This window comes from Emticicia aquatica, from assembly GCF_923079645.1.
Classification (GTDB): domain Bacteria; phylum Bacteroidota; class Bacteroidia; order Cytophagales; family Spirosomataceae; genus Emticicia; species Emticicia aquatica.
In genome coordinates, this window is the sequence record NZ_CAKLPY010000002.1 from 1,629,312 (window position 1) to 1,647,854 (window position 18,543).

Here is an 18,543-nt window from a genome sequence, read left to right on the forward strand (position 1 = left end):
TGAACTATAAATTCTCCGATAAAAGTTTTGAATGTCAGAAAGGTTTTGTATTTTCACTCTGACATTCTGGCAGGCAAATCAAGGTTTTATTAAAATCATTGATTACCAAATATTACGACAATAAACTAACCAATATCCGTTTTTTAAAAATTAGATAATAAAGACTCATCTGGAAATCAGCGAAATCAATTGCATCAGATTCATATCAACGGTCAAAAATATAGAGGAATAAATGAATAGAGATACTTTCTCAAAACTTGTAATGGCAAGACAAGACGTCGAAAACGTTGAAATGATTGAAATTGCTTCACCAGAAGAAGTGATGGAAAATGAAGATAATTTGCCAAGCGATTTGGCTCTTTTATCTTTAAGAAATACAGTTTTGTTTCCTGGAATAGTGATACCCGTAACGGTAACTCGCCAGAAATTTATAAAAATGGTGAAAAAAGCCTACCGTACAGACCGTACCGTTGGCGTTGTTGCTCAGGTTCGTCATACACCTAATGAACCAACTCCCGAAGACCTCTTCAAAGTTGGTACAATTGCTCATATTTTAAAAATGATTGTGTTGCCTGATGGTAACGTAACAGTGATTATTCAAGGCCGCAGACGTTTTGAAGTTTTGGAATATACGCAAACTGACCCGCATTTGATGGCAAATGTGAAGTATATTCCTGAGAGTTTTCCGAATGTAAGAAAGAAAGAAACGAAGGCTTTGTTGCAAAGTTTAAAGGAAGCGGCATATAAAATTCTGAATCTAAATCCCGATATTCCCCGTGATGCTCAAATGGCTATCAGCAATATTGATAGTCCAAGTTTCTTGACACACTTTTTGTCGTCTAACCTCAATATCGAAATCAGCGAAAAACAACTACTTTTAGAAACTTTTGATGGTGGCGAGCAAGCCCACAAGCTACTCGAACACATGATGAAGGAGATTCAGGTACTTGAAATAAAGCGAGATATTCAGAGCAAAGCAAGCATTGATATTGACCAACAACAAAAAGAGTATTATTTGCGTCAACAAATTAAAGTTTTGCAGGAAGAATTGGGCATGGAATCGCCCGACCAAGAAGTAGAAAAACTTCGTGCAAAAGGCTCTAAAAAGAAATGGACAAAAGAAGCAAATGACCATTTTAATAAAGAATTGAACAAGATTTTACGCATGAATTCGATGTCGCCCGAATATGGAGTTTCATTGAATTATGCCGAAACAATGGTCGATTTGCCTTGGAATGAATATACAAAAGACAATTTTGACCTCAAACGTGCCAAGAAAATATTAGATGCCGACCATTCGGGACTTGAAAAAGTAAAAGAGCGTATCATTGAATATTTGGCAGTTTTGAAGTTAAGAAACGACATGAAAGCCCCGATTTTGTGTTTGTATGGCCCTCCAGGAGTTGGAAAAACTTCTTTGGGGAAATCAATCGCAAAAGCTCTTGGTCGCAATTACGTAAGAATGGCTCTTGGTGGCTTGCACGACGAAGCTGAAATACGAGGACACCGAAAAACTTATATCGGTGCAATGCCAGGAAAGTTGATTGTTAATCTACAAAAAGCAAAATCATCGAACCCAGTTTTTGTATTAGATGAAATTGATAAAGTTAACAGAGATCAACGTGGCGACCCTTCATCGGCATTGCTCGAAGTGCTTGACCCAGAGCAGAATAACGCTTTCAAGGATAATTATTTGGAAGTAGATTATGACCTCTCGAAAGTACTTTTTATAGCAACAGCCAACTCGCTTGATACCGTTCAAGGGCCATTGCGTGATAGAATGGAAATCATTGAAATTTCAGGATATACTGTTGAAGAAAAAATAGAAATTGCTCGTAAACATCTTGTTCCGAAACAATTAGAACAACATGGAATCAAAGCAAAGGATTTGAAAATTGATGATAAAGCCATTCAAAAAGTAATCGAAGGGTATACTCGTGAATCGGGCGTGCGTCGTTTAGAACAGCAAATTGGGTCGCTTATTCGTAAAATTGCCAAGTCAGTAGCCATGAACGAAGAGTATCCTAAAACTGTGAAACCCGAACACGTTGAAAAAATGCTCGGTGGCGTAATTTTCGATAGAGATTTGTACGAAGGAAACGATGTGCCAGGTGTGGTAACAGGTTTAGCATGGACTTCAGTTGGTGGAGATATACTTTTCATCGAATCAAGTTTAAGTCGTGGAAAAGGGCAAATTACATTATCTGGGCAATTAGGCGATGTAATGAAAGAATCTGCCATAACGGCACTTTCATACTTAAAATCTCATGCTGATAGTATTGGAATTGATTACCGAATTTTTCAAAATTATGACCTTCACGTACACGTTCCACAAGGAGCTGTGCCAAAAGATGGCCCTTCAGCAGGGATTACGATGCTAACCTCAATGGCATCGATGTTTACCCAACGAAAAATTAAACCAAATACAGCAATGACTGGCGAAATTACTTTGCGAGGAAAAGTATTGCCCGTTGGAGGTATCAAAGAGAAAATTTTGGCGGCCAAACGTGCAGGTATAAAAGACATCATTATGTGTTACAAAAATCGTAAAGATGTAGAAGAAGTTGGCGAAGCATATACAATCGGATTGACTTTTCACTATGTAGATTATGTAGAAGAAGTGCTTGAAATTGCTCTTTTGAATGAAAAAGTGAATAATCCTTTGCATTTTATTTTACCCGAAGAAAAGAAAGAAACACCCGTAACACCTTTGGATGTGGTGGTAGTTTAACAATCATTCATATTTATAAAAAATCCCGCTAAGTTTCTAAAGAATCTAGCGGGATTTTATTTTAAGGACGGTTGATAATCTTAATTTTTATCAGAGCCTTGTATTTTACTTGGCGTTCCTTTTTGCGGAATACCAGGCTGAGTTATTTCAAAATTTTCTTTTACTTTCGCATCGGCAACCATTTTACGTACATCCGCCAATAATTTCTTTGCGTCATAAATTATACCGTCTTTTACTGTATATTTTACTCCACCAACTCTTGTTACTTCATTTTTATCATTGACTTTGATTGCTCCAGTGCCGTAAAGAGTCTTGAGATTTGCCAAAGGATTTTCTTCTGTAATCACAAAGTCGGCAAGTTTTCCCACTTCAACTGAACCAATTTGGTCGGCCATTCCAAGTGCTTCCGCTCCTTTGATAGTTGCAGCACGAATCACTTCTAATGGATGAAACCCAGCTTCACGAAGAAGCTCCAATTCTCGAATGTAGGCAAATCCATACAATTGATAAATAAAGCCTGAGTCTGAGCCAGTTGTAACTCGACCACCTTTGTTTTTATATTCGTTCACAAAACGCATCCAAATTCGGTAATTCTCTTTCCATGCAACTTCTTGCTCCGTTCCCCAATTGAGCCAATATGAACCATGAGAAATACGGCTTGGACCATAAAAACGCCAAACGGCTGGTAAAGTATATTCGTCGTGCCATTCCGCTCTACGAGCGAGCATCAGTTCACGGTTTGCTTCATAAATATTAAAAGTTGGATCAAGAGTAAAATCAATTTTCAATAATTCATCCATTACTTGATTCCACTTTTCAGAGCCTGGTTCAGCGGCTTGTTTCCACAATTTTCCTGCTTCTTCAAAACGATTTTGCTCATTGTTGTAATTATAATCAGCTGGATAATTTTGCAAAGTTCGTTCATCAAAAAGTGCTTCTGGCAAACCATACCAATGTTCCATCGAAGTTAAACCTGCTTTTGCAGTAGCCAAAACATTCATTCGAGCTACTTCCAATTGAGCGTGATGGCAAGCAGAACGAAGTCCAATTTTTTTGTTTTCATCCAAAGCCGCTCTAAAAACAGCAGGTTCGGCCCCAAAAAACTTAATACCATCAGCTCCTTTAGTTGCGTTATCACGCACCCATTGACGAGCTTCTTCGGGTGTTGTAATTGGTTTATCACTTCCCATGCCGAATGCGGTATATGCTTTGATTCGTGGAGCGGTGATTTCATTTTTTTCACTTCTACGCTTTTGGTCTAAAGTCCAATCAAGCCCATTGCCAGCCGAAGGGTCACGAATCGTCGTGATACCGTGTCCAAGCCAAAGTTTAAAAACATATTCGGCAGGAGTTCCTTGCTGTTTTCCGCCAATATGTCCGTGCATATCCACAAAACCTGGCATTAAGTACATACCAGTACAATCAAGTTCTTTATCGCCTTCGTTTAGTTTTGGTCGACTTTTAGCCTCAATCGGTACACCTGGATAACCCACTTGCTTGATTTGAGCAATTTTGTTTTTTTCAATCACAATATCAACTGGGCCAACGGGCGGAGCTCCAGTACTGTTAATGAGCGTAACGCCCCTAATAATGGTACGATTGGCGTATTCGCCTTCAGCTCGATTGGGTGCTTTCTCAATTTGAGCAAAAGCCACCGATGTAATAAATGGAAGGAGAAGTGTAATTTTTTTAAACATAGTATTTGGTAGGTTTTTAGCAAATTTAATCATCATTTGCGGGATTCATAAAAATTGACTCATTTTTTAAATAAAGCTATAAAAAAACACTTTTTCTATCAAGCTAGTATATTTGAAAAATACAATAATAATTGTGTTTTAGCTTCAAAAATCTTTAAATTGCACTATTCGATAAATAGTTTTTTTTATTAAAATCTATGGAAATGGTAGGCTTTTTATTCGCAACTTTGATTGGGATTACTTTAGGACTGGTTGGGGCAGGTGGTTCTATTCTAACAATCACAGTGTTAGTGTATGTATTAAATATTTCACCCACATTATCTACAACTTATTCGCTGTTTATCGTAGGTATTACTTCGTTTGTTGGTTCGATTGATTATTTCAGAAAAGGACTGGTTGACTTAGAAAAAGGTTTGTTTTTTTCGTTTCCTGCTTTTATTATGGTTTTTTTGATGCGAACATTCGTGATGCCGCACATTCCCGAAATCGTTTACGAATCAAGTACTTTGACTGTTTCTAAAAACTTAATGGTCATGTTGATTTTTGCATTATTAATGATTGGTGCATCATATTCAATGATTAGAAGTAATAAGAGACCGACTGAGCAAATTAGCCATAAAATAAGCTATTGGATGATTTTTGTAGAAGGAATTTTAGTCGGAATCTTGACTGGATTTGTTGGTGCGGGTGGCGGTTTTATGATAATTCCTGCGATGGTAATTTTTGCAAAGTTACCAATGAAAAAAGCTGTTGGAACGTCATTATTAATCATAACCATCAATTCGACTTTCGGAGCGATTGGCGATTTTTCCGCAGGAATTGCCCTAGATTGGTATTTTTTAACGAAGTTTGCAGGGTTCACCATCGCAGGAATTCTTTTAGGTGGATATTTATCCAAAAAAATAGACGGAGAGAAACTTAAACCTGCCTTTGGTTGGTTGGTTTTAGTAGTGGGTTGTTGGGTTATCGTGAAAGAATTAATTCTACAATGACCAAGTTGTATTAAAATTAATTAAAATGCTCGTTGAGAAAGAAAGTATGAATAAATTAGAAGCTACCATTAAAATGAAATGCCCCCGTTGTCACGAGGGCGATTTATTCGAAACTAAAAATCCTTTTTCTTGGCGAAAATTAACCAAAATGCACACGAACTGCTCAAGTTGTGGCTTGAAATATGAACGTGAAACGGGTTTTTTCTACGGAGCAATGTACATTAGCTCAATTATCAATATGATGTTTTTCGTGATAGCAACGGTTGCTTACTACGTATATTTTGATATTCGAGTTGATTGGCGAATCTATATTTGGAGCTATGTACTTTTTACAGTTTTGATAACGCCACTGCTTTATCGACTTTCACGCTCAATTTGGTTAGAAATTTTTAATGATTATCAACCCCAAAGCAAGTAAAAATTACTTTCTGCCTTCAAACACAACGCCAAAAGTCCAACGGAAATCATTGTTTTTTCGGCCTGGTACAACGATACTTTCATAAGAGTTTTCGATTGTGCTACGGAAACTTACATTTTTAGAAAGCTGGTATTTAAGAATTAAATTTCCATTCCAACGGAAGTTTTTTTCAGTAATACTAGGTTGTACGTAAATTGTATGCGAAAGGCTCATTTTTCCTTCATCGAAAGTGTATTCTCCAAAAAGGCGAGTAGAATTTCTCCATAGGTTACGGTCTGGAAATTTTTCGTTCACAACAAAGTCAGTTTTTTCATAAAGTAAGACATTTGTTACTGAAATGTAAGCCGTTTTTTTCTGAACCAATTTAAAACCAAATCCTCCTGCACCAATAAAACGGTTATTGATTTTCCGTAAATTACTTCGTTCAAAGGAAGTAAAAGCTAAGTAATAAAACCGTTTTTCGTAGAGCATACTCGAACGCAGGTCAACGAAAGTTTCACGTTCTGTAAGGGCTTTATTTTGCTGGCCATAAACATACGAAGGACTGCTTGAAAACTTAACAATTTTGCTAATGTTCCAATCAAAACTTGAAGTAAACTGTGCTAATGCACGATTTACGTTACCTGAAGTATAAGTACCATCAGCACCAATGCGGAAACGAAACTTTGCAGGAGTCGTATCTTTTTCTTCTTCCTCCTCTTCACCTTCGTCGTCACCTTCCTCTTCTTCGCTCTCTTCGGAAGTGCTATCGGCGGGCATTGTAGGGTTGTTTATTGGTTGAAGCGTGTCTGCAGGAGCATCTTGGGCTTTGGTTTGAAGGTAAAAACAAGTTAATAAAATAATAAGTAGTTTTAATTTCATAGATTTTGGTTTTATCACGTGTTATGTTAATATTTATAAGGAATGTAATGCATTGTTTAATCTTATAATTTGGCAAAAATTGCATTTCTTTGTAAATAAAACAATCATTCGTACATTTATAAATATAGTGTATCATCCACAAACTAATAATTGAGCCAATAAAAACATGAATTTTGCTAAATATTTTTCTGTCATTGCTGTAAGTATGTTGAAGTTTGCTGGCGGCCCATTAACAGGTTTAGCCTTGCAGCTTGGTTGGGTAGAAACAGCGATTTGTTCGGTCATTGGAATGATGTTTACCGTCGTTTTAGTTGTGTATTCGGGCGATTTATTGCGAAAATTTTTCAAAAAAGATAAAGCAAAACGATTTACCAAAATGACTCGTTTGGGCGTTAAAATTCGTCAAAAATTTGGGCTTGTTGGTATTGCTTTTTTAACCCCAATATTATTTACTCCCGTTGTTGGAGCAACATTATCGGTAGCTTTTAGGTATGATAAAAAAGCGATTTTCGGACAAATGTTTTTCAGTGCCGTTGTGTGGGCGTTCATTCAAACATTGTTTTTTTACTTCGTGAAAGATTTGATTTTCAAATAGAACCAATCATAACTTGGAAATTTTGATTGTTTTTAAGGTTTGTCCATCTCTACTAATTTCCAAAATATAATTTCCTGTTGGAATACTAGAATTACCCAAATCAATATAAGCCGTTTTGTCAACAATCGAAATGTAGTCTTTTTTGATTGCTTGTTTTTTCCCAATACTGTCGTAGTAAGTAAAAATCAGCTTTTCGGCATCTTCTTCTTCGGGCAGCTTTATATTACAAATTTGTTGGAAAGGATTAGGGTAAGATTGCCAATCTATGATGGTATTATTGGAAGAATTGGTGGAAGCTTTTACAAAAAACTGTACTATTTTAGATGAAATTACAGAATCTTTCTTATAAGCTTTGGCACTCAATTTATAAGTACCGATTGGAAATGACAATCCACGACCTTCGCCAAAAAGGTTATAGGGAAGTCTGTCTGAGCTACGTTTTAATTTATATGGCCCTGTTAATTCAAAAATAAAATTGACTGAGTCCAGATTACAACGAGCAAGCACATTTAGTTTTTCGGGAAGAGCGTCTAAGTAAAGCGTACGGTTGTTATAAATAAATCCCCATGGCTCAATTGGTACATCAAAGTAGTCGCCTTTGATTAATTCAAAATCAATAATTGGTGGAACTATTTCAACAAAAATTGAAGATTCAAGACTTCCACCTCTATTGTCATAAATACGTAATTTTACTTTGTATTTACCCAAATATGGTGCTTTTCCATAAAAATTCAATTCAAATCGGTTGAAATCTATCCATTTTGGAGCTTCCAAGACTTCAATGAATGCTATAAATCCATCGGTGTCATAGTATAAATTTTCAGGAATACGAAACTGAAAGTTCTGATTTACAACAAGTTCTTTGGTATAATCTTTTATGTTCTCTCTTGGAAGTTGATTCGGAATATCTGGATTTTGTGGTGTCGTTTCTATTGGGGGAGGAGGTGGCGGTGTTATTGGCGTATTTTCAACAATATCAGGTAACGGATTTTCGATTTTTTGGTTTTCAGTTATCAAATCTTCGTCTAAAACTACGCGAATTCTTTTTTTGCCATTTTCAGAGCGTGTTTTCCAATCGTTAATAACCAATTCTCTGCTATCGGTTAGCTGCGAAAGCCGGTATTTTACGGTGTCAGCAAATACTACTTCTGAACTCGGATTATAAAGCCCTTTCACTGCTTCTTGAACGGCAGGCAATAGTTTATCATATTCGGCTTGGTTGTCAGATTCGATGCCGAGCATGATAAATTCACAACCATACTCAACGGCACGTTTGGTATAATTTTTTAAGTCTTCGGCAGTTGGTAGGTCAAAAAAAGCAACTTCAGTATAAAACTTCTGATTTGGTCGTGTATTGCTAAATGAAATATCCCCTTGAAACCCTTCGATTGAAGTTTTAAGAATATCAGCTTTGGCTGTTAAATCTTTAAATGCAAATGTATTGCGGAGTAAAGCCATATTATCTGCAACTCCGCCAAATTCACAGGCTACTTTATACGAAGAATCTACCGACTTGATGGCATCAATTACTTGGTCATAATAGTTTTTTATCATCAAATGACGAAAAATATACCAATCTTTTCCTCGACGACCTCTAAATGAATCTTGTGGATTTCCCCAATTTACATACGGTTCGACTTCCAAAAAGCTTTTATAGTTTGTACCCCAGTAAGAATTGAGCGTTCGTATGGTTGAATATTTTTCTTTTGCCCAATCTTTAAATTTTATCATTGCCCATTTTGAATGGTCAAAAACGGCAAGATATTCTTTTTCGGGCCATTGTTGGTTTTGAAAAGTAAAACCCAATTCTTGTTGAGGGGTATTGACAACTGTGATGAAAATGATTTTACCGTTTTTTTGATAATTTTTATAGCGTTCACACACTTCTCTGACAAATCCTTTCGCTTTGTCGATAGATGGTTGATGAGCAAAACTAAAGTGATTGTTATCGTAATAATTCGTTAAAACCTTTCCTTTAAAATCTTTTACTGCTTCTTCCTCTTCCCAAAATCCTTTGGTAAGGCCATAATTTCGTCCTAAATGAATACGAATCGCGACCTTTATTCCCAGATTATTGACGGCATGATTAATTTGATTATCGAGTTGAATCCAGTTTGGTTTTGAATTTGGCTGAGGATACACACGTTCCCACCAAACGGTGAGCATGGCTGCATTACAACCAGCGTTTACCAACTTGGACATTACTGGAAGAGCATGATTTGGGTCATCGTCCAAGTTTCCTACTCCTTGGCAAACATATTTTTGAGCGAGAGCTTGATTAGACAAACCCAAAAAAATAGTTGAGCCAAACAAGAGAAAAAAGAATATTCGTAAGCGATTCATTGATTTCATTTTAATTCATAAAATTCCTCTAAAATTTCGATTGAGTTATCAAAACCTGCCTTTCTTCTCAGAATCTCCTCAAATTTTATGCTTTTAATTCCTTTATTAGTAACAAACTGTTGCTCAAAAAACTGTTTTACGTCGTTTACATTATCAATTTTTGAGTTGACAATCATCCCTTTATTTAATAAAATAGGTACGGTTCGATATATCGTCTTTTTGCCATCATTTGTTGTTAATTCCAAGTTGAGGTGTGGAGGTTGGAAAAACAAATTTAGTGATTTCCCCAACCAATTATACTTTGTTTTAATTTTTATGACCGTTAATTGGTCGTTTTTTAATGAATCTGCTTTGATTGACGAATTTAATGGGAATGGTTTTCCTAAAACCCAATCATGTTTTATTTGTTTGATGAGTTTTAAGGTTTTTATTTGCTCTTTTTTTCTTAATAATAAGTGATTATCCCAGATTTTTATCGGTTCATATCGTTGCAGTAACGCAATAAAAGTGAGGGTTTCGTCGCTTACTGCGTATTTATTATCAGTACTTTCGATGCTGTAAATTACAAAATCAGGAGCGGTGCTTGATAAATATTTTTCCTGATTTTTTTTGTCAAGGTACTCATTATAAGCTTGATAGGATTGTACAATCGGACGAGGGTTATAGTTGAGTTTATTTAAATATATTTCTGAGGTTTCGTTCGGCACTAAATCAACCGTTTTATTGCCAATAATAGTTAAAACGTCTTTTGGGTAATTTGGACTATAATGAGGCGTGTTTTTCTTGAAAATATCTCTAAAATATTGTGGTAAAATATAAGTCTTGATGCGTAAATTGTTTGTTACTGAAAATGAAACTTCACCATAAATTGGCTGATAGAAAAGAAAATAACTTAACAAATTGATGGCAATCAAAAACCAACCACTTTGTTTAAGCCAAGTTTCGGTACTAAAAAAAGGTAACAATAAAAAAGCCAAACTAGCACTTCTTACAAACGACATCAAATGCCCATCGTCGGCTCTAACAAAAGCGTATTTTATCAATACAAAAGAACAAACACCAACGCAGCCAAGTACGAAAAATGAGTCGAGAATGGCCAATGTAAATAGTTTTTTTCGGAATACTTGGATAAGAAAACCTATGAAAATGGACAAAAAAAGTGCAAAAATAGCATAAGAAGAGGCAACTGCTCGAAAACGGTGTTCTGGAAAAAACGACTGCGATTCGTTGTAGCCTTTAATGATTTCAATGCTCGCAAAAAGATAAGCCAGTAAATCTGTTTTTAATAAAAATGCCAATAAAATTAGTCCAATTGTGCTTCCAAATAAGTATAAAAACAGATTTTGACGTGATAATCTTTTCGAGAAAAAAGCATAAAGTAAAAGAATAAAAACAAAGCCCAAAGCAATAACTCCATAATTGGCTTTGATGTAAAAATTAATGATTCCCATCAAAATAGCATGAAAAAGAAACCATTGGTTTTGTCTTTTTAGAAATAGTAATCCCGAAAAAATACTGATGTAGAATAATAAAAAACTTAGCCATTCGCCATAAATTGAGGAAATTAAAATGAATAGCACAAAATGGATAGCTAAATGATAAACTTTTAGGGGTTTTGGTAAAAGGTAAAAAAGCAAGAATCCGACATTGGCAAAACAAAAAATATCGAACAAAAAAAGTTCAAAATTACTCGTTTCTATCGAAATCCGTTGTGTAAGTCGCCCGAGCGGCCCGTAAGTATAAATAATATCTTTCCCAAAAACCAAGCCTTTTTGATAAGCCATTTCTAAGGCAATTCTCCATGAATTGTCAATTCCAGCAGTTGGTATTGACGAAATCTGATAATAAGGAAATAATAGAACTATCAGCAATAGCAAATAAGCAAAAATCAGAAAATAACTCTTTATTTGCCATGTTAAAAATTGTTTCATGTATTCTATCAAAACGTTTATTCTAATTGTAAGTGAATAACTAAAGCAATCTTTAATTATTGTTCGTAACCAACTTTGTGTGTACTTATTGTTGCATCAGTTTTGAAATATTTTGGCGAAGAATCAATCGTAGAAACCAATCCTACTTGATAAGTATCAGCAGGGATTTCAGCATTAGCAACCATCCCAAAAGCATCATTTCCTAGAAAATCTTCACCGAAAAGTACTTTTTTCAAAGAATTGCGTGTATGATAAAGCGGCAAAAAGTAAAATTGATGGTTTGCATTTTCTAAACTTATAAAATAGCCATGTGCTTTATCAATATTTTTACTGTCAATATTCTTGAAATAAAATGCAAAACCTTGCTTTGTTTCTTCTGATGTAAAGCTTATTTTATCTGTAGAAACTTCGGCATTTTTTATATTGAAAATAGGTTTTTCAAAGGTATAAGCTTTATTTTTCCTGTAAAAATTGATAGTTTGGTCGAAATACAAACGATAAAACGAGCCATTCAAAGTAGAACCATTATGAGCTAAATTGACTGAAGATAAAAGTCGTTTTTGATGTCCCTGAATAATATTAGGAAAAGAAACATAATAGGAATGTAGAAAGTATAATAGGCCAAAAATTGCGGAAAATAGCATTAGACCCTTGCTTCGATACGAAAACTTCTTGATTAACAATAAATAAACGCATATCAATAAGAGCTGCGGATATAAACGATAGCGGTCAGGAAAATTGGAAGTGGTGACATCTCTAAAAAGTGCAACACCAAAAAGAGAACCAAGACAAAACAAGGCAATGAGTATAATATTTAGCTCGAAAACGTCTTTACTCAACTTTATGATGTAAAAGAGCGAAGAAAAAGCAATAAATAAAATAATCAAAAAACCCATCAATTTAATGATGATATTGAGCGAATCTGTTTTCAAAAAACCTCCAACCAAAATACTGAAACTCGAAATTGTAGTCGATATCGAATTAGGAGTTTTGTAATAACTATTTGATAAGAACAAAAATTTTAAGACCAATAAAGTAGCTAATACGATTATTAATTCTTGCCAACGTTGCTGATAAGCAAGCCCTAAACCAACTACAATAAAAGCTAAAATGCCATTTCCATTACAAATTAAGGCACAGCCCAATAAAAACAAGCCTAAATAAAACTTGGTTTTGTTAGGATTGTTACTGAAAATCAAGAAAATAGACCAACATAAAAATACACATACGTCATTGTTTTCAAAGGAACACATTGCCCATAAGCTATTTTCATAAATATAGGCTGAAAGTAAGACAAAAGGCAGTGGTAATAAAGCCCAAAGCGAAATTTTATGTTGTTTTATTAATCGAAAAAAGAATATAAAAATAGAGAGGAAAAGGATGTTACCGATAAACATCAAACTTTTAAAGTTGATACTTTTGAAAAGCCATAAGTATAAACTAAAGAATATTTTTGAAATAATAATTAGATGTTCATTACATGGAGCGATAAAGATAGCAAATTGCTTTTTAAAATCGCTTTTAATGCCAATGTCGTACAAGTTTCTTAAAATTCCATATTCATCTTCGAAGGGAATATTCAAAGCATACGACCGAAATATTAGCAAAAAAGTAAGCAAAGGAATCGAAAATAGAATATAAAATACTATTTTCGACAGTAGTTTTTTGTCTTGCATTCTAATTTTTTATTATGCTTTGATAATCAAAGTTGAGCAGGAAAAGTCAATAACTATTTTTTCATATAATCACCTCTTGAGAAGAATTTTTCTACAAAACAATAAACCAAAATAAAGAAATAACGGCTTCCCATTTCCTTGATTTTCAACTTCGATTCACCGTATTTTCTATTAGTCCAGCTATTAGGCACAACACTGTATGAATAGCCACGAACGATGGTTTTAAGAGGAAGCTCAACTGTCAGGTTAAAGTGTGGTGAAAGAAATGGTTTCAATCCTTCCATTGTTTCACGTTTGTAGAGTTTGAAGGCGTTGGTTGTATCGTTATAGCTAATTCCTATGGTGACTTTGATAATAAAATTAGCAATTCGATTAATAAACTTTTTTACAGCAGGATAATCAATTACTTTACCACCTTTTATCCATCGACTACCAAAAACAGCATCAACATTTTGCTCAATCATTGTATGGTAATATTTTACTAAATCTTCAGGGTCGTCCGACATGTCAGCCATGAATACCGCCACACAATCGCCCGAAAAACGTTCTAAACCATATCTAACGGCATATCCGAATCCATTTGGACCTTTGTTGGTTTCAAAAACCAAAGTCGGGATTTCTTTTTGTAAATCCTGCAAAACCCCTAAAGTATTATCTTTTGAGTTATCGTTAGTCACCCAAATTTCGTGTGGGATATCGTATTTTTTTAAAGTTGTGTATAAACTTCTTAGGGTTTCAGAAATACTTTCTTCTTCATTATATGCAGGAATAACAACACTTAATTTCATTGATTACGGTTTTCTAATAATTAGTAAAATTTTACCTTTATTGCCAAAAGTAAATTGTTTGTGAAGGCACAAAAATACATAAAATCTTTCGATAGGTACTTAATAACAACTGTTTTATTGAGAAAATGGCATTATCACATAAAAAAGTCCCTCAAATTGATATTTGAGGGACTTTAAAATATTTATTCAATACTTAAACTCGCTTGCTGATATTATCATACATTTGAGTAAGTGTTGTTTTTAAATCGTATTTCCAAGTCCAATCTGGATAATGAGCTTTGAATTTAGAAAGGTCAGAAATATACCAAATATGGTCACCGCTACGGTTGTCGTCAGCATAACTGAAATTCATTTTATTTCCAGTAATTTCTTCACAAACGGTAATTCCTTCTTGCATTGAGCAGTTAGAAAAACGTCCACCACCAGCGTTATAAACTTCACCTGGACGAGGATTTTGGTAAAAATGCCAAAACATATTTACTAAATCCCAACTATGTATATTATCACGTACTTGTTTGCCTTTGTAACCAAAAATCGTGTAGTGATTACCAGTAATAGCACATTTCATTAGATAAGCCAAGAAACCATGTAATTGAGCTCCTGAGTGATTTGGTCCAGTTAAACAGCCACCACGGAAAACGGCAGTTTTCATACCGAAATATCTACCATACTCTTGTACCATTACATCGGCAGCAACTTTTGATGCTCCAAAAATTGAGTGCTTTGAGTGGTCAATCGACATTAACTCGTCGATTCCATGCTCAAAATAAGCATGATTTTGGTCAATTTCCCAACGAGTTTCCAATTCAACTAATGGCAAATAATTTGGTGTATCACCATAAACTTTGTTGGTTGAAGTGAAAATAAATACGGCTTCTGGGCAATATTTACGTGTCGATTCTAACATCACGAGCGTACCGTTAGCATTTACAGTAAAATCAGTAAATGGCTCACGTGCAGCCCAGTCATGACTTGGTTGAGCTGCAGTATGCACAACCAATTTGATGTCAGCACCATATTCTGCAAAGATTTTTCCGATTTCTTCTTCCGAACGAATGTCTGCTTTGTAATGTCTATAATTACTAAATTTTTCTTCTAAACCTTTACGATTCCAATCGGTTGAAGCTTCTGCTCCAAAAAAATATGAGCGAAGATTATTGTCAATTCCAATTACTAAATCAAATTTTTCGGCAAAAAAAGCGACTGATTCACTTCCAATCAAACCCGCCGAGCCTGTAACTAATGCTATGTTCATTTTTTGAAGTTTCGTTTATAAATTATTATGGATTAAAAAATAAAAATAGGCATATTACAGTAAACGTGGCGTTTGAAGCCAAAGTGAACTGTAAACTGCCTAATTTACGAGAGAATTAAAAAATTAAGCCCCTGCATTTACTTTTCCTGCACCATACAACTTCTCACGAATGGCGTTTGTACGGTTTTCAAGCTCAGGATTTGCTGTATATTTATTTTTCAATTGACGTGCAGCAGAATCCGGACTTACGCCATAAACCCACTCATCGCCTTTACGAACATCTTTTTGTTCTATAACATTGTTTTTTTGATAGTCGCACGAAGCCAACGAAACCGCTGCTACTGCAAATAATAAAACACTAAACTTTTTCATGTCTGAATGTTGTCGTTAAATTTGCACAAATTTAAGTTTGGTAATTCAATTCGCCAAGAAAAATTGTACTTTTTAAATGAATAGGGCTTTTTACTCTTGACATTTGGTTGTTTGTAGCTAGTTTTTTATCCATTAACCAAACTTTTTAGGGAAATATAGTCAAAACGTTAAGAACAATTTTAGCTTAAAATAGCTAAAAGCAAAAATTAAAAACAATGATTTACGACGTAACTGTAATTGGTGGAGGAATTGTCGGTTTGGCAACGGCCTTACGAATAAAAGAACAAAATCCGAGTTTAAAATTGCTCATCATCGAAAAAGAAGATGTAGTTGCAAAACACCAAACAGGCCATAATAGTGGCGTGATTCACTCGGGGCTTTATTATAAACCAAGTAGTTTAAAAGCCACAAATTGTATCAAAGGGTATGATATGCTGCTTGATTTTTGCCAAAAAGAAGACATTAAATATGACCTTTGCGGCAAAATTGTGGTAGCGACTCAACCCGAACAAATCTCGATTTTGGATGGCCTTTTTGAGCGTGGCAAACAAAATGGTTTGGATGGTTTCAAAATGCTCAATTCTGAACAAATCAAAGAATATGAACCGCATGTAAAAGGCTTGAAAGGTTTCTTTGTTCCGCAAACGGGGATTATTGATTATACAGATGTTTGTAAAAAATATTTAGCTAAAACCCAAAAATTAGGCGGTGAAATTGCTTTTGGTGAAAAAGTAGAAAGTATCACGTCTAAAGAGGGGGTTTCTACGATTCAGACCTCAAAGCGAAATTATGAGACCAAATTGGTTGTTAATTGTGCGGGTTTGTATTCGGATAAAGTTGGACAAATGACTGACGAACGAGCAAATAATTTAAGAATCACACCTTTTAGAGGTGAATATTTTGAAATAAAACCAGAAAAACAATATCTGGTAAAAAATCTAATTTATCCAGTTCCAGACCCGAATTTTCCTTTTTTGGGCGTGCATTTTACCCGTATGATTCATGGTGGAGTTGAAGCAGGGCCAAATGCTGTTTTGGCGTTCAGACGAGAAGGATATAAAAAATTGGATATTCATTTGGGAGAATTGTTCGAGACCCTCGCTTGGCCAGGGTTCAGAAAAGTTGCAGCAAAATATTGGCAAACAGGTTTGGGCGAAATGTATCGTTCGTTTTCAAAAGCTGCTTTTACGAAAGCTTTACAAGAGTTGATTCCTGAAATACAATCTGATGACCTCGTAGCGGGTGCAGCGGGTGTAAGAGCTCAAGCCTGCGACCGTGAAGGTGGATTATTGGATGACTTTGCGATTTTTGAGAATCAACAAGCAATAAACGTTTGTAATGCTCCGTCGCCAGCGGCTACATCGTCGCTTTCTATTGGTCAAACTGTGAGTGAGTTGGTCTTGAAAAGATTTTAAAGCCAAAATGCGAATTATGGCTTAGGACTTAGGTTTTTGTGAATTTTATTTTTTAAATTTCAGCTTTGTAAAAGCAAAATCCGAAACCCAATTTCCAACGCATTAAACTATGAAAAACTACGATGTTATTGTAATCGGAGCAGGTTATGCTGGTCTGACTGCTACGCGTGAACTCATCAAAGCCGAAAAAGAGGTGTTACTTCTTGAAGCACGTGATAGGGTTGGAGGGCGGGTTTATACAAAATATTACGATGACGGTAGTTATTTAGACTTAGGTGCGGCTTGGGTTGGCCCTACGCAAGATAAAATTTATGCTTTGGCAAAAGAGTTTGGCGTTCAAACTTTCCCGACTTATGATGAAGGGAAAAGTACCCTTCTTTTTAATAAAAAAGTAAAAAGATATAATGGTTTGATTCCGCCATTGCCGATTGGGTCATTGTTGAGTTTAGATTTTGCGATTAAACGGATGAATAAATTGTCGAAAACCATTGATTTACAAAATCCTTGGCAATCGCCGAATGCTGCTTATTATGACTCTATGACGTTGGCCACTTGGATGGACAAACAAATGAGTTTCAAAACAGCCAAAATCATGTTTAAACTCGCTGCCGAAGCAATTTGGGCGGCCGACCCTAATGAAATTTCGATGCTTCATGCGTTATTTTATACAAAATCGGGTCGTGATTTAGATACGTTGATGAATGTTAAAAATGGAGCTCAAGAAGAACGTATTTTGGGCGGAGCATCGCAGCCTGCTTTGCGTTTGGCCGAAACTTTCAAAGATAATATTCGACTAAATTCGGTTGTGAGAAGTATTTCACAAGAAAATGATATTGTTACGGTAAAAGGCGATGATTTTGAGTTTTCTGCTAAAAAAGTGGTTGTGGCTTTGCCTCCAACTTTGGCAGGACGAATCAATTATTATCCGCTAATGCCAGCCAATCGGGAGCAATTGACACAACGAATGCCAATGGGAACGGTTTGGAAAACGTATGCTATTTATGACACCCCTTTTTGGCGAGAAGCTGGTTTAAATGGTTTATCGGCTACCAATGACGGTTACACAACTGTAACTTTTGATAACTCACCTAAAGATGGAAGCAAAGGTATTATGATGGGTTTTGTGTTAGGAAACCAAGCCAAAGCATTTTCAAATCTATCAGAAGAAGAGCGAAAATCATCGATTTTGGATTCATTTGCTAAGTTTTATGGCGAAAAAGCCCGAAATCCGTTAGCTTATATTGACCATAGTTGGGCGGCCGAAGAATTTACTCGTGGCTGTTATGCTGGACTAATGCCAACGGGAGGGTGGACTTCATTGGGTAAAGCTCTTCGAGAACCCGTTGGAAATATCCATTGGGCAGGAACAGAAACTTCCGATATTTGGAATGGTTACATTGATGGGGCAATTCGTTCAGGTGAAAGAGTGGCGAAAGAGATTTTAGGATAAATAAACAAAGAGCCGTAAA

14 protein-coding genes are annotated in these 18,543 nt (G+C 35.4%); 6 read left to right on the plus strand and 8 right to left on the minus strand.

Annotation, left to right across the window (positions count from 1 at the left end):
- The first annotated feature begins 262 nt into the window (after positions 1 to 262).
- Entirely contained in the window at positions 263 to 2,731 is a 2,469-nt protein-coding gene (lon, locus tag MJQ71_RS16490; protein WP_238807793.1) for an endopeptidase La, read from the plus strand.
- Positions 2,732 to 2,811: 80 nt separating this feature from the next.
- Here lon and MJQ71_RS16495 read toward each other — a convergent pair whose 3' ends face one another.
- Positions 2,812 to 4,428, minus strand: coding sequence for an amidohydrolase family protein (locus MJQ71_RS16495; RefSeq protein WP_238807794.1), 1,617 nt, complete (start codon positions 4,426 to 4,428; stop codon positions 2,812 to 2,814).
- 203 nt (positions 4,429 to 4,631) lie between these two features.
- On the opposite strand from MJQ71_RS16495, the gene MJQ71_RS16500 reads away from it, so the two are divergent.
- Positions 4,632 to 5,420: a sulfite exporter TauE/SafE family protein gene (locus tag MJQ71_RS16500; protein WP_310587533.1), complete on the plus strand. Its 789-nt coding sequence runs from the start codon at positions 4,632 to 4,634 to the stop codon at positions 5,418 to 5,420.
- A 25-nt stretch (positions 5,421 to 5,445) separates the two neighbouring features.
- Entirely contained in the window at positions 5,446 to 5,838 is a 393-nt protein-coding gene (locus tag MJQ71_RS16505) for a DUF983 domain-containing protein (RefSeq protein ID WP_238807799.1), read from the plus strand.
- Positions 5,839 to 5,841: 3 nt separating this feature from the next.
- On the opposite strand, the gene MJQ71_RS16510 is transcribed toward MJQ71_RS16505, so the two are convergent.
- Positions 5,842 to 6,699: a DUF481 domain-containing protein gene (locus tag MJQ71_RS16510; protein ID WP_238807801.1), complete on the minus strand. Its 858-nt coding sequence runs from the start codon at positions 6,697 to 6,699 to the stop codon at positions 5,842 to 5,844.
- Between the two features lie 166 nt (positions 6,700 to 6,865).
- On the opposite strand from MJQ71_RS16510, the gene MJQ71_RS16515 reads away from it, so the two are divergent.
- Entirely contained in the window at positions 6,866 to 7,294 is a 429-nt protein-coding gene (locus tag MJQ71_RS16515) for a hypothetical protein (protein WP_238807803.1), read from the plus strand.
- A gap of 6 nt (positions 7,295 to 7,300) precedes the next feature.
- Here MJQ71_RS16515 and MJQ71_RS16520 read toward each other — a convergent pair whose 3' ends face one another.
- The 6 genes from MJQ71_RS16520 to MJQ71_RS16545 all read right to left on the minus strand — a co-directional run bounded on the left by MJQ71_RS16520 (position 7,301) and on the right by MJQ71_RS16545 (position 15,659).
- On the minus strand, positions 7,301 to 9,637 hold the full coding sequence (locus MJQ71_RS16520) for a beta-galactosidase (protein ID WP_238807804.1): 2,337 nt from the start codon (positions 9,635 to 9,637) through the stop codon (positions 7,301 to 7,303).
- Positions 9,638 to 9,642: 5 nt separating this feature from the next.
- Positions 9,643 to 11,568 carry an MFS transporter gene (locus MJQ71_RS16525; RefSeq protein ID WP_238807805.1) on the minus strand — a complete coding sequence of 642 codons (1,926 nt, stop codon included), beginning with the start codon at positions 11,566 to 11,568 and terminating at the stop codon, positions 9,643 to 9,645.
- 56 nt (positions 11,569 to 11,624) lie between these two features.
- Positions 11,625 to 13,244 carry a hypothetical protein gene (locus MJQ71_RS16530; protein WP_238807806.1) on the minus strand — a complete coding sequence of 540 codons (1,620 nt, stop codon included), beginning with the start codon at positions 13,242 to 13,244 and terminating at the stop codon, positions 11,625 to 11,627.
- A 53-nt stretch (positions 13,245 to 13,297) separates the two neighbouring features.
- Complete coding sequence (locus tag MJQ71_RS16535) at positions 13,298 to 14,032, minus strand: glycosyltransferase family 2 protein (protein WP_238807807.1); 735 nt, start codon at positions 14,030 to 14,032, stop codon at positions 13,298 to 13,300.
- Between the two features lie 193 nt (positions 14,033 to 14,225).
- Positions 14,226 to 15,287, minus strand: a complete 1,062-nt coding sequence (locus tag MJQ71_RS16540) for an NAD-dependent epimerase/dehydratase family protein (RefSeq protein WP_238807808.1) — start codon at positions 15,285 to 15,287, stop codon at positions 14,226 to 14,228.
- A gap of 123 nt (positions 15,288 to 15,410) precedes the next feature.
- Positions 15,411 to 15,659 carry a hypothetical protein gene (locus MJQ71_RS16545; RefSeq protein WP_238807809.1) on the minus strand — a complete coding sequence of 83 codons (249 nt, stop codon included), beginning with the start codon at positions 15,657 to 15,659 and terminating at the stop codon, positions 15,411 to 15,413.
- Positions 15,660 to 15,877: 218 nt separating this feature from the next.
- Here MJQ71_RS16545 and lhgD point away from each other — a divergent pair, with 218 nt between their 5' ends.
- The gene (gene lhgD / locus MJQ71_RS16550) at positions 15,878 to 17,074 is read left to right on the plus strand and encodes an L-2-hydroxyglutarate dehydrogenase (protein WP_238807866.1); all 1,197 of its coding nucleotides are present in this window, start codon (positions 15,878 to 15,880) and stop codon (positions 17,072 to 17,074) included.
- A gap of 109 nt (positions 17,075 to 17,183) precedes the next feature.
- Positions 17,184 to 18,524, plus strand: coding sequence for a flavin monoamine oxidase family protein (locus MJQ71_RS16555; RefSeq protein WP_238807811.1), 1,341 nt, complete (start codon positions 17,184 to 17,186; stop codon positions 18,522 to 18,524).
- Positions 18,525 to 18,543 lie beyond the last annotated feature (19 nt).